Origin of the sequence: Bradyrhizobium lablabi, from assembly GCF_018129385.1 — a bacterium.
In the GTDB taxonomy this organism is placed as follows: domain Bacteria; phylum Pseudomonadota; class Alphaproteobacteria; order Rhizobiales; family Xanthobacteraceae; genus Bradyrhizobium; species Bradyrhizobium lablabi_C.
The window spans coordinates 217,337-228,992 of the sequence record NZ_JAFCLN010000003.1 but is presented as its reverse complement, the minus strand read 5'-3'; the positions used below and the strand labels follow the sequence as shown (position 1 = coordinate 228,992).

Genomic DNA, 11,656 nt, shown 5'->3' with positions numbered 1-11,656 from the left:
CACCATTTGCGGACAGTCCCATGACATTCACGCTCCCGAACCTGCCCTATGCCCACGACGCCCTCGCGCCCCACATGTCCAAGGAGACGCTGGAGTACCATCACGACAAGCACCATCAGGCCTATGTGACCAACGGCAACAACGCGATCAAGGGGACCGAATTCGAAGGCAAATCCCTTGAGGAGATCGTCAAGGGCTCGTTCGGCAAGAACGCGGCCGTGTTCAACAATGCCGGCCAGCACTACAACCACCTGCATTTCTGGAACTGGATGAAGCCGAATGGCGGCGGCAGCAAGATTCCGGGCCGGCTGGAGAAGAAGATCAACGAAGACCTCGGCGGCCTCGACAAGTTCAAGACCGATTTCGCCGCCGCCGGTGTCGGCCAGTTCGGCTCCGGCTGGTGCTGGCTACAGGTCAAGAACGGCAAGCTCGAAATCTCCAAGACCGCGAACGGCGAGAGCCCGCTGGTGCACGGCGCCACGCCGATCCTCGGCTGCGACGTCTGGGAGCACTCCTACTACATCGACTACCGCAACCGCCGCCCGGATTATCTGAAGGCGTTCTGCGATCACCTGATCAACTGGGACTATGTCGACGAGCTGTTCGGCAAGGTGTGATCGGCAAGGTCTGATAGTCCCTCAGCCGTCATTGCGAGGAGCGACAGCGACGAAGCAATCCATCCATCCCCGTGCGGAAAGCTGGATTGCTTCGCTTCGCTCGCAATGACGATGAAAGTCGCTCCCTGAGCTAAGGGCAGGGCAGGTGAGCTACATCCTCGTTTTCATCGGCGGCGGCCTTGGCGCAACGCTCCGCCACCTCATCAATCTCACTTGCGCGCGCTGCATGCCGCCCGGCTTTCCCTGGGGCACCTTCATCATCAACATCACGGGCTCCACCGTGATGGGCCTGATCGCGGGCTATCTCGCCTTCAAGGGTGAAGCCGCCCAGCCATGGCGGCTGTTCCTGATGACGGGCATCCTCGGCGGCTACACCACCTTCTCGGCCTATTCGCTCGATGCCGCGCTGCTCTATGAGCGCGGCGAGCTGATGCTGGCCGCGCTCTATGTGATCGGCTCGGTGGTGCTGTCGATCGCCGGGCTGTTTGCCGGCCTCGCGCTGGTGCGGCACTTCGCCTGAAGCCGGCCTGCATGGCCATCCCTGAGCGGCGCATGGGATAGGCCGTCCTTCGGTTTGCGTCCCCTCGCCGCGGCGACTAAGCAGGGAAGTCCTTTTCCAAACCCCGACTCGCCTCATTGTCAGAGCCCACCGCGAACCCACCGCCGCCCGACGACACGGCCGAGCCGGAGGCAGCGCCGCGCAAGCAGCGCAAGCCGGTCGGCTGGTCAATGATCTTCATCGGCGTCCTGGTCGCGGTCTGCGTCGTGCTGGTCTGGCGCCGCGACGGCACATCCGGCGTCACGGAAATTCTCTCCAGCGATATCTGGCTGTTCGGCGAGATCCTGCCGCGTGTGCTGGCCGGCTGCCTGCTGGGCGCCTTCATCGCCGAAATCCTGCCGCATGAAAAAGTCTCGCGCGCGCTCGGGCCGGAATCCGGCCTGAAGGGATTGCTGATCGGCACCGCCTTCGGCGCGATCCTGCCGGGCGGGCCGTTCACGGCGTATCCGGTCGCCGCGGCCCTGCTCACCGTGGGCGCCGATTTCGGCGCGACCATCGCCATGGTGGTGAGCTGGACGCTGATCGGCTACGGCCGCGCCATCGCCTGGGAGCTGCCGATCCTGGGCACCGATTTCACGCTGTGGCGGATCATCCTCTCTGTGCCGATCCCGATCCTTGCCGGCGCGCTCGGTCGCATCGTCTATGTGCGGATGTATCCAAAGAAGGGCAGGGACGAATGACCGCAGCCCTGATCATCGACGTCACGCTGTGGGGCTCGGTCGCCGTGCTCGGCTTCATGGTGTGGCGGCGCGGCCGCGTGGTGGCAGTTTCAGCGGCGCGCGAAGGCACCATGGATTTCATCAACATCGTGCCGCGCATCGCGCTTGGCGTGATCGGCTCCGGCTTCATCGCCGCGGTCATTCCGCCCGAAGTGATCACCGGCTGGCTCGGCCCGGACAGCGGCTGGTTCGGCGTGCTGACCGCCACCATCGCTGGCGGGCTCACGCCCGGCGGCCCGGTGGTCGGCTTTTCGATCGCGGCCGTCGCGCTGAAGGTCGGCGGCGGCCCGCCGCAAGTGATTGCCTATGTCATCGCCTGGGCGCTGTTCGCCTTCCAGCGGATGATTCTCTGGGAAATCCCGTTCATGCCGGCCAGGTTCGTCTGGTTCCGCGCGGCTGTGTCGCTGCCGTTTCCATTCCTCGCGGCGGCGCTCGCGATGTTGATCGGCAAGCCGTGAGTCGTGCAGGGCACGCCGAACGACAAAACCCGCTCAACCCTTCGGCTGAGCGGGCATGAACACCTTTCCAGTACATCCGTGGAAAGATGTAACCGGCTTAGGCCAGCGAAAGATTCTCTGCGCTGACCTTGCCGCGCATCCGGTCGGTCTTGATTTCGAATGTTACCTTCTGGCCTTCCGCCAATCCGGACAAACCGGCCCGCTCGACTGCGCTGATGTGCACGAACACATCGGTGCCGCCGTCACTTGGCTGAATAAAACCGAAGCCTTTTTGGCCATTGAACCACTTCACAGTACCTGTCGTCATTCCGTTCTCCAAAGCGCGCGAGCGCATTCCGCGCGGTGATCGCGCGAACCAATTTCAACTTCGTCGATGTCTTTGGAAAAGGAGCCCGCGGGCGCATTCAACAAGGCACAGCGGCTAATCGAATGACGACGATATATACCATTTGCGGCCTTTTGCAAGGAGCGCGTAAGGCGGATTCGCGATAGCGCGCTGTAAGGGGCTTTCGATTCCAAATGAGACGAACGAGCCGACACGTTGCCAGCGCGCTTGCCTAGAGTCCCAGCGTTACCTCGGCCCAGCGCATCACTGTGCTGCTGTTGAGAAACTCCATCACGCCGGGTTCGGCAATCTCCGGCCTGTCGTGGCCGAGCACCGCCGTCGCTGCGATCATGTCGCATCGTTCGTTGAAAACGATCGATATCGCTGTCTTGCCGGATCGACTGCCGGCATCGAGCACATAGGCGCGGCTGCGCCCCTTCATCCACGCGACGCTGATCGGATGACCGGTGCCGCGAGGAGCGGCCGTGCCGAACAGAACAAGATCTCCCATTCGGTCCAGATCGTCGTCATCGGCGACACCTGTCGTGCAATTGCAAAAACCGATCTTGGCTCGCAGGTAAACGTTCACCTCGGCGCCGCAGTCCGACGCCCTGCACCGGAATGCCTTTCCCTTGCCCCACTGATCGACAGGGAAGGGCCAGGCCACTTCGGTCCATACCGGCACGGCCGCCGTTGCAATGGCACGCCGGGGCAGGCTGAACCATAACAGCGCTGCCGCCAGCACGCTTCCGAGCGAGATTGCCGCAACGGCGATAACAGTTGCTCTCCTCATCGTTTCACCGCCGTTGCTCGAGGCAGCACTAGTTGCTGGCGAGATATTTTTTCGCCGTCGCAATCTCCGGCCGCTCGGTATCAGCATTCGCCGTCAAGGCGACGAGTTGCTGATAGTTCTGCCTTACCGTCTCCTTGTCACCGAGCGCGTCGGCTGCCCTGGCGGCGCCCGCATAACCCTGGAAGCGGTTCGGCTCCTTGGCCTTGGTGGCCTCGAACGCCGCAAGGGCCTCCTTGCCCTGGCCGCGATCGAGCAGCATGAAGCCATAGAGCTCGCGCGCCGGCGCCAGAGGACCCGGCGTGACCGCATGCTTCTCCGTCCTGTCCTCGGCATCCGCAGCGGCGCTCATGGCCTTCAGCGCTTCATCGTACTTGCCCTCCGCGTGAAGCACCCAGGCAACGGCGATTTGACGCTGGATGTCGACGATCTCCGACCAATAGGCATCCTTGCTGTCGCGCAGCTTGTCGCTCAATTCGGCGAGCTTCTGGACGTCGGCTTTGGCGGCCTCCGGCTTGCCGGAATGCGCCGCGCCGAGCGCGCGCGCGAAGTGCGTTATCGCCATCGCGTAGTTCAAACCACTTGGCCTGACGGATAGTTGCGAAGCGCTTTCCCAGTCCGCCCGGTCGATAGCATAACGGGCCGGCGAAGCTGCCAGCGCGTAATCGGCCGCGAAGACGGTCGCCTTGAAGTCGGTTTCCTTCATCATGTCGTCGATGACGGCGCGCGCCTGCTGGTCCTGACCAAGCTGGAGGTGGGCATAGACCATGTAATCCTGCGCATGCAGATAATTGCCGACCGATTTTTCGGCGCGCGCTGCCTTTACGGAAGCTGTGTTGGAAGCGATTGATTCCTTCCAATAGCCGACGCGGGTGTAGATGTGCGACGGCATGTGCTGGGCGTGCGGCGCAGCCGGCGCGATCTTGGCGTAGCGATTGGCGGCGTCGAGGCCTTTATGCGCGGTCGCCGGATAATCGTAAAGATGGATCAGGTAATGCGTCACGCCCGGATGCTGCGGCAGCCGCACGGAGATGGGCTCCAGGATTGCGGCGCCCCTGGTTTGCTGTGTGTAGGTCTTGTCGTTCGGGTCCGCCGACGTATTGAGCGTGATGGCATAGGCGATCTGGGCTTCGTCGTCGTCCTTATACTTCGCTGCGACCTTAGCCTGGGCGTCGCGCCACGCGCGCATGCGCTGGACGTGAGGAATCTTGTCGTAGTCCGTGTACATCACCATCAAGGCGTCGATGTAGTCGCGTTCGCGCTCGGTCGCGGCTCCGATTTCCTTGGCTTTGGTGATCGCGGCGAGACCCGGCGCAAGGTTCGGCCGCGGGATTGCGCCGTGAGGGTTGTCCATCAGCGTGAGCGCGATGCCCCAATATGCCATCGCGCATGTCGGATCGGCCTTGATGGCCTCCTCGAAGACCTCCTTGGCGTTGAGGTACCAGAACGAGTGCTGATAGCGCATCCCGCGATCGAAGCGGCGCTGGGCCACTTCGTTGCAGGAGGTCTTGAAGTGAACGCTGCCGAGTTGTTGATCCACGTCGCTTTGCGCGAGCAGCGGCGCTGAGGATGATAGGGTGAGAGCTGCGACGGTGACCGGGAACAGGGACTTCCGCATGGATTCCTCCCTCGTCCGAGAATGAAAAGTGATGGTCTAAATGGATTGCACTATATTCCTTTCTCGGCTTTGTCGGAATATGCGCATCGTGGCAGTTCAATTGACCTATCAGATCATCCATCAACCGGAGCTGGTGGGACCTGATCGGCTGTTCTTCGCGCGGCCGAAAAGCCCGGTTCGCGTCAACCATCGGCCTCGCCTGACTGCACGCCGCCTTACGCCGCCGCCCGAATTGCCATCAGCGTTGATCTCGACAGGCCGCAGCGCGGTTCCCGGGCCCAAGTGAAACCAAGATTCCTCCGCTTTTGCACCTCGATAGCCGGGTAACGGTCGCCGAAGCCATTGAGGAGCATCACCCAATGCCGACGAAAGACGGTTTTGATCCGGCCCATCCGTTACCTCAGTTTCTCGCTGTTCAGCCTGAGCAGGGTATCGGCAATGTATTCGACGGGGCAGTTCCCGCATCGCGGACCTTCAAGGCGGGTATCTTGATTGCAACCGTCGCGGCGGCCGCGATCGCGTTTCTGGCAGTGGGAGATCCGGTGGCGCTCGTTGCGTGGGGGACGGCTTCGCTGGTCGGCGATTCCGCGCCGCCGCCGACGCCGGCGATTCAATCTGCCGCCGATGCGCCGGCGCCGATTTCGTCCACCGCCGATGCGCAGTCCTTGCCGCCGGCCACAAAGGACGCGCCGGCCCGCGAGGAAGTTGCCGCATCAGAACCGGTCGGCAAGGATCGCACGGAAAACACTGAGCCGCTATCTGAAGCCCTGTTCAGGCAATTCCAGGCCTGGGCGGCGGAGCAAGAGGCGCAGGCACGTGCCGAGCCCGTGCAGCCCGTTCAGGATGCCCCGGCACAGGCCGCACAGAACGCTCCGGCGCAAAGCGTTCCGGCACAAGATGTTTCGCCACAAAATGCTCCGGCACAGGAGGCCGAGAGCGCTCGAGGATCAAATCGGTTCGTGCAAAAGCGCCGGCATGCTCGATCCGTGCACAACGCGCGGGCAGAGATGCGCACGCAAAATCTCCGAAGGCAGGTCCGGCGCGCGCAAAGGGCACACGCAGAGCGCCCGCCCGTGCAGGCAGAGCGTCCGTCCGTACAGGATGCCCGGGCACAGGGCACGTCCGTGCAGGATGCCCAGGCGCTGCCGTTCCTGCCGATGTTCGGCCTGCGCAATTGAGGCTTGGCGGTTGGGGCTTCTGACGATCCGGGTGGCAGGAACAGACTGGGCTTGAGCTGGTTTTGCTTGCTCAACTGGAGAATGCACAGATGAAGCCCTCCCTCATGGTGTTCGCTGCTGCACTTGTGAGCAGCACCTCCGCGTTTGCTGACACGCCCGTGACGCCGGCAGAGGCCGAGAAGATCAAGGCTGCCCTGGAAGTCCTCGGCTGCACGGGCGGCAAGATGGAAAAAGAGAGCGAGGCCAGCGGGTACTTTGAAGTCGATGATGCCAGGTGCAAGGACGGGCAATACGACATCAAGCTCGACAAGGATTTCAAGCTGATCTCGATGACCCGCGACTGACTAGTCGTCGCGGCCTCTCTCCACAATTGCGTCAGCGACGGAATATTATGGCAGAGGCCCAACGATCGTCTGATCGTGCCGTTCAGCGATTCCAGGCAGAAGATGCATATGCTGTTCCCGCGGCTCGGGGATGTTGTGGAGATCGCGGAAAAATTCCTCGTGCCGTCGCGGCGTCGAGACGAGAATATGACGGGCATCGCCGGTGCCGACATTGGTAAAGCCATGCACGATCCCTTTTGGGACCTGCACACGTGCTCCGGGGCCGGCGACTTCCGTCCTGTCACCGATCAGGTATTTCAGCGTCCCCTCCAGAACGACAAACAGCTTGTCCTCGGATGCCGAAATATGCGCCGGTGCACCGAAGCCCGGCTTGATCGTCATGTCCAGGATCGTGAACAGGCTTGTATCCGCATTGATGATCCTGGCGTTGATCCCGGCGAAATCAGTCTGCTCGAATTTGGTTGTGATGCCGGCTTCCATTGTCTTTCTCCGTCTGAATTTCGTGGTGCTTCACCCCCAATCTCGTCGCTAGGAAGGGATGGTGCGCGGTCTCCTCAGACCAACAAGATGGATCGTTTGCCGCATCGAGAAGCCAAGCTTTTCGTAAAGCGATGCCGCCCGATGCGCTTCAACATCGGTGTCTCCTTCCGGACCAGGCTCTAGGCGTTCGCGCCACCGTCGACGGTCATCGTCGAGCCCGTGATGTACTGGGCCTTGGCGCTCGCCAGGAACGCCACCGCATTGGCGATGTCGTCCGTCGCGCCGTACCGGCCTAACGCCATGAACGGCAGGAGCCTCTCCGCGAACGGGCCGTTCGCCGGGTTCATGTCAGTGTCGATCGAGCCCGGCTGGAGGAGGTTGACTGTGACATCCTTTGGGCCGAGCTCCCGCGCCAACGCCTTCGTGAACGCGGACAGCGCCAGCTTCGTTGCCGCATACACGCCGACGATCGGCGCAGGCACGCGGTCTGCGAAGCAGCTTCCGATGGTGATGATGCGGCCGCCCTCGGCAAGGTGGGGCAGGGCGGCTTTGCTTGCAATCATCGGCGCACGGACATTGACGTTCAGCAGCGCGTCGATGTCGGCAACCGAAATGTCCTTGAGCTCGCCCACGCGAAGAATCCCTGCATTGTTGACGAGGATGTCGAGCCCGCCGAGTTCAGCGACCGTCTTGTCGATCGAGGCCTGAACGGCGGCGACGTCGGCGCTGTCGGCCTGGATCGCCACGGCTCTGCGTCCCTTCGCCTTGATCGCGCTGACGACTTCCGCGGCGCTCTGCGCGGATTTCTCGTAGGTGATCGCCACGTCAGCGCCTTCGGCGGCGAGCGCCTTGGCAATCGCCGCGCCGATGCCCTTGCTTGCTCCGGTCACCAGAGCCCGTTTTCCCGTCAGCGTCATCGCAATCTCCTTTTTGTAACGATCGACACAGAAGCATCTGGGGCCTTGATCGGGAACGTCAAGGGCCTTATGTGTTGATCGTTACAGAAAGTGCGGAGATGGCGATTATCGGCCGGCCAAGGGAATTCGATCGCGACGCGGCGCTTGAGGCAGCCATGCTGTTGTTTTGGCGCAAGGGTTTTGCGACGGCCTCGATGCACGACCTGTGCGAGGCCATGGGCATCGGCTCGCCGAGCCTCTATGCGGCCTTCGGCAGCAAGGAAGCGCTCTATCTCGAAGCGATCGAGCATTACGTCCGGACTCAGGGCCCCCGGGTCTGGGACAGGCTTGCGGAAGGAGCGACCGCCCGGGCCGGCGTCGAGAACATGCTGCTTGCAGGGGCCGGATTCCTGCCGAAATCCCGGGCGACACCGGCGGGTTGCATGGTGCTGCTGGGGGCCGTCGGCGACGAATGGCCGGCGGCGGTCGCCCGTGTTGCGCGAAAGGTCCGGCTCGAATTGCTCGGCAAGCTGCGTGCGCGGTTGCGGGCCGCGGTGGCCAAAGGGGAACTGCCAGACTCGACGGATACCGAAGGCCTGAGCCGGCTGTATTTCGGCGTCCTCGAGGGAATGGCCACTCAGGCGCAGGACGGCGCCACGTCGGCGGAGTTGAAAGGCGTTGCCGCAGCCGCCATGGCGGCCTGGCCGGTCGCGTGAAATCGCGGCCAGTCACATATCCGGGAGCGATGGCCTCACCCCGCGAACCTTCCCGAAATTCTCATGACTCACACTAAGGGAGGCTCTTGGGGACCAGGAGGTTCTGATGACGAAGCATCGAACGATTACCGGGTTCGTGGCTGTCGCTCTGGTCGCTGTCGCCGCAACCGCGTTCACCATGCGGTCGAACTCGCCTTGGTCGCAATCGCCTTGGGCCGAAGGCCTTTTCGGCTCGGCCCTGTCAAAGGGGCCCACGGTTGATCCGGGTCAGGCCCCGGCTGCGAATTTTGACGACCGCTGGTCCGCAATGGCCGATCTGCCCCAGGCATCGCGTTAGCAACCACTGAATGGCCGGCGGCGGTCGCTATTCGAGCGTCCTGCTGGGCGCGATCACGCGCCCGCGCCCGTTGCCGGCGCAGGGCCGAGCGGAGCGCCACCGACCGAAACAGGGCCGACAGGCTTGGGCAGTGGAGGAGTTGCAGGGGCGGTTTTTCGCGACGTCCGCACCATTCGCACGCGGGCGTTCGAAGTCGGAGTGCTGGAAGGAGTCGGAATGCTGGAAGTCGTCAGCGGGCTCATCGTGCCGCGAAGACTATCCACCTGCACCGTCAGCAAGGTGACCTGACGGGAGATCCTTTTCAGATCCGACTGCTGGATCGCCGAACTCTCCGTGAGCGAGGCCAATACAGCGGCCTGTTGCCGCTGCGCAACCTGAATATCCGTTAGCGCCGCGATGATGACGGGATCCGGCATCGGGGGTGGAGGCGCCTTTTGCGGAGGCAGTGCCGCCGTACGATTGAAATTCGGCCAGACGAAATCCCAGGACAAATTCGGCAAGGAGAAATTCGGCCAGGAGAAATTCGGCAAGGACACGTGATCGAAATTCGGCAATGACGACGAAAGATCGAATGTCGGGAACGAGACCTGATCGAAATCCGGCAGGGCGAAGCGATCCAGTTTCGGGAAGGAGTTGGCAATGGCTGCGCCAATGATCGCCAGGGCGGCCAGGGACACCATCGTCACCGTCCGGCGGCCCGAAACTCCCTGTTGAACCGCAACAGGTTGCTTGTCTCCTTGCCCATCCTTTTCCGGTGCTTCGGCCACCTGCGGTCCCCACCTGTCAGCCCGGTCGCAACATTTCCCTCGCCGATCGGCCAAACAAAGCGCTATCGCATGGACGATCCAGCGACGCCCCTCGCGCGATTGGCCATTCAAGTTCGTCCTAAATCATGGACTTATATGATTAATTATCGGTTATTCGCATGCGACGGCTCTATCGCGGGTTGCCGCTTGGCGTTCACCCGAGCGGGCTGCGGAGCGCCGCGCAGGCGCAACGGGCGGATTGGCGATCGCGTCAACCGCCACCAGGGATCGGGCGGATCACGGCTCCGCCTGATCCGCCCGGGCTGCGAGCTTGTCTGGTTGCTACTTCGCCTCCGGCGTCACGCGCCGCCAGAACGCGTCAAAGGCGTTGCTATCGAAGAAGGCGTGCGCCCGCACAATGCGGCCGTCCTTCATTTCCAGAAACCATGCATAAGTGTTGACATAGGTCTGGCCGTCGCGCGTCTCGCCCTTGGCGTCGAAGAAGGCGATCACCGTGTTGCCCTCGGCGTAGAGGTGCCGCATGGTCGGCACGAGCCGGGTGCGCATGCGCGCGTTGAACGGGCGGATGACTTCGCTCATGAAGGCTTCGCGGCTCGGGTATGTTTTTGCCGCAAGCGAATTGCCGGTGATGGTCCAGACGGCATCCTCGGCCAGCAGATCGTAGGGACCGCCGGTTCCATCGCGCCAGGCATCGAAGCTGCGGCTGATCAGGGCACGATTGTTGCTTTCCTCCGCTGACGGCGGGCCGGCCGTTGCCTGCGCGGGCAAAACGGTGCTCGCAAGGAAGAGGCTGGCGGCCACCACAAGCAGACCAAGATGATATGTCACGGGTAACTCCTTTCACGCGGTGATGGAACGGGTCGTCTGCGCCGCGGCAGCGGCGGCCTCCAACGCGTCGTTGGTGGGATTGAGCCGCCGCGTTTGACTAGCACAATGCAACCGCGGAGATTGCGACAGGAGACAGCGACAAGATGTCCGCTCAGGCATCGCGGATGTGAGCGGCGCCGGTTCGCGCATGCCGACCGGCAGACCACCTTGTGACATCAGCCCGCGCAGGAAATCTCGCGAAAACGAAGCAGATTGTCGGGAGCGGTGCCGGCCGTTCGTCCTCGGGATACAAGACGAGCGCCGAATGCCGGCCTCGGCAGCGTCGCGCCTCACCCGGAGCCTCCCATGTCCCCTACCATCACAGCCTTTGAACGCTCGCCCGATCGCGGCAGGGGGCTGGCGCGCGACATGCCCGTTCGCTGGGCGTTCGAGGAAGTCGGCCGGCCGTACGACGTTCGCCTTGTCTCGTTCAGCGAGATGAAGGCATCGGCGCATCGCGCGCTGAATCCGTTCGGGCAGATTCCGACCTATCAGGAAGGCGACCTCTCCCTCTTCGAGTCGGGCGCCATCGTGCTGCATCTCGCGCAGCATTATTCCGGCCTGCTGCCGTCAGATGCAAACGCGAGGGCGCGCGCCATCACATGGATGTTCGCCGCGGTCAGCACGATGGAGCCGCCGATCGTCGATCTCGGAACGGCCGTGATCATCGAGCGCAACGAGAGCTGGTACGAGCAGCGCCTGCCGATGGTGAAGGATCGCATCCGTCACCGTCTGCGCGAACTCTCGGCTCACCTCGGCGAAGCCGACTGGCTCGACGGCACGTTCAGCGCCGGCGATCTTCTGATGGTGTCCGTGCTGCGCCGGCTGCACGCGTCGGGTCTGCTGAAGGAATATCAAAACCTCTCCGCCTATGTCGCGCGCGGCGAAGCGCGGCCGGCCTTCAGGCGTGCGTTCGCTGCGCAACTGGCGGTTTTCACCGCCGCGCCGACCGGCTGACGAGGTCGCAGGGCGGCCCGCCGCATCG

General features: G+C 63.0%; 15 protein-coding genes. 8 read left to right on the top strand and 7 right to left on the bottom strand.

Going from position 1 to position 11,656, the window contains the following annotated elements:
• The first annotated feature begins 20 nt into the window (after window positions 1-20).
• The 4 genes from JQ628_RS07765 to JQ628_RS07750 all read left to right on the top strand — a co-directional run bounded on the left by JQ628_RS07765 (window position 21) and on the right by JQ628_RS07750 (window position 2,353).
• Entirely contained in the window at window positions 21-617 is a 597-nt protein-coding gene (locus JQ628_RS07765; protein ID WP_212221563.1) for a superoxide dismutase, read from the top strand.
• A 145-nt stretch (window positions 618-762) separates the two neighbouring features.
• A complete protein-coding gene (gene crcB / locus JQ628_RS07760) occupies window positions 763-1,137 on the top strand; it encodes a fluoride efflux transporter CrcB (protein ID WP_212221561.1) in 375 nt (124 codons plus the stop codon).
• A gap of 116 nt (window positions 1,138-1,253) precedes the next feature.
• On the top strand, window positions 1,254-1,856 hold the full coding sequence (locus JQ628_RS07755) for a permease (RefSeq protein ID WP_212221559.1): 603 nt from the start codon (window positions 1,254-1,256) through the stop codon (window positions 1,854-1,856).
• Window positions 1,853-2,353: a hypothetical protein gene (locus tag JQ628_RS07750; protein WP_212221556.1), complete on the top strand. Its 501-nt coding sequence runs from the start codon at window positions 1,853-1,855 to the stop codon at window positions 2,351-2,353. Before JQ628_RS07755 ends, JQ628_RS07750 begins: the two co-directional genes overlap by 4 nt.
• Window positions 2,354-2,450: 97 nt before the next feature.
• Here the strand turns inward: JQ628_RS07750 and JQ628_RS07745 are convergent, their stop codons facing one another.
• The 3 genes from JQ628_RS07745 to JQ628_RS07735 form a co-directional block, all read right to left on the bottom strand.
• Complete coding sequence (locus tag JQ628_RS07745; protein WP_212221554.1) at window positions 2,451-2,660, bottom strand: cold-shock protein; 210 nt, start codon at window positions 2,658-2,660, stop codon at window positions 2,451-2,453.
• A 250-nt stretch (window positions 2,661-2,910) separates the two neighbouring features.
• Window positions 2,911-3,423: a hypothetical protein gene (locus JQ628_RS07740; RefSeq protein ID WP_349628034.1), complete on the bottom strand. Its 513-nt coding sequence runs from the start codon at window positions 3,421-3,423 to the stop codon at window positions 2,911-2,913.
• Between the two features lie 76 nt (window positions 3,424-3,499).
• Complete coding sequence (locus tag JQ628_RS07735) at window positions 3,500-5,086, bottom strand: hypothetical protein (protein WP_212221553.1); 1,587 nt, start codon at window positions 5,084-5,086, stop codon at window positions 3,500-3,502.
• Between the two features lie 359 nt (window positions 5,087-5,445).
• Between JQ628_RS07735 and JQ628_RS07730 the strand changes: the two genes are divergently transcribed.
• Together JQ628_RS07730 and JQ628_RS07725 are read left to right on the top strand one after the other, a co-directional pair.
• Complete coding sequence (locus JQ628_RS07730) at window positions 5,446-6,264, top strand: hypothetical protein (RefSeq protein WP_212221551.1); 819 nt, start codon at window positions 5,446-5,448, stop codon at window positions 6,262-6,264.
• An 89-nt stretch (window positions 6,265-6,353) separates the two neighbouring features.
• Window positions 6,354-6,608: a hypothetical protein gene (locus JQ628_RS07725; RefSeq protein WP_212221549.1), complete on the top strand. Its 255-nt coding sequence runs from the start codon at window positions 6,354-6,356 to the stop codon at window positions 6,606-6,608.
• A 45-nt stretch (window positions 6,609-6,653) separates the two neighbouring features.
• On the opposite strand, the gene JQ628_RS07720 is transcribed toward JQ628_RS07725, so the two are convergent.
• Window positions 6,654-7,088 carry a cupin domain-containing protein gene (locus JQ628_RS07720; RefSeq protein WP_212221547.1) on the bottom strand — a complete coding sequence of 145 codons (435 nt, stop codon included), beginning with the start codon at window positions 7,086-7,088 and terminating at the stop codon, window positions 6,654-6,656.
• Between the two features lie 179 nt (window positions 7,089-7,267).
• Entirely contained in the window at window positions 7,268-8,005 is a 738-nt protein-coding gene (locus JQ628_RS07715; RefSeq protein ID WP_212221545.1) for an SDR family oxidoreductase, read from the bottom strand.
• A 155-nt stretch (window positions 8,006-8,160) separates the two neighbouring features.
• Between JQ628_RS07715 and JQ628_RS07710 the strand changes: the two genes are divergently transcribed.
• Window positions 8,161-8,700, top strand: a complete 540-nt coding sequence (locus JQ628_RS07710) for a TetR/AcrR family transcriptional regulator (protein ID WP_249127601.1) — start codon at window positions 8,161-8,163, stop codon at window positions 8,698-8,700.
• A gap of 390 nt (window positions 8,701-9,090) precedes the next feature.
• Here the strand turns inward: JQ628_RS07710 and JQ628_RS07705 are convergent, their stop codons facing one another.
• Both JQ628_RS07705 and JQ628_RS07700 read right to left on the bottom strand, forming a co-directional pair.
• Complete coding sequence (locus JQ628_RS07705; protein WP_212221543.1) at window positions 9,091-9,804, bottom strand: hypothetical protein; 714 nt, start codon at window positions 9,802-9,804, stop codon at window positions 9,091-9,093.
• Window positions 9,805-10,125: 321 nt separating this feature from the next.
• Window positions 10,126-10,632 carry a nuclear transport factor 2 family protein gene (locus tag JQ628_RS07700; RefSeq protein WP_212221541.1) on the bottom strand — a complete coding sequence of 169 codons (507 nt, stop codon included), beginning with the start codon at window positions 10,630-10,632 and terminating at the stop codon, window positions 10,126-10,128.
• A gap of 345 nt (window positions 10,633-10,977) precedes the next feature.
• Here JQ628_RS07700 and JQ628_RS07695 point away from each other — a divergent pair, with 345 nt between their 5' ends.
• Window positions 10,978-11,628 (top strand): glutathione S-transferase family protein, encoded by a 651-nt coding sequence (locus JQ628_RS07695; protein ID WP_212221539.1) that lies wholly within the window; start codon window positions 10,978-10,980, stop codon window positions 11,626-11,628.
• Window positions 11,629-11,656 lie beyond the last annotated feature (28 nt).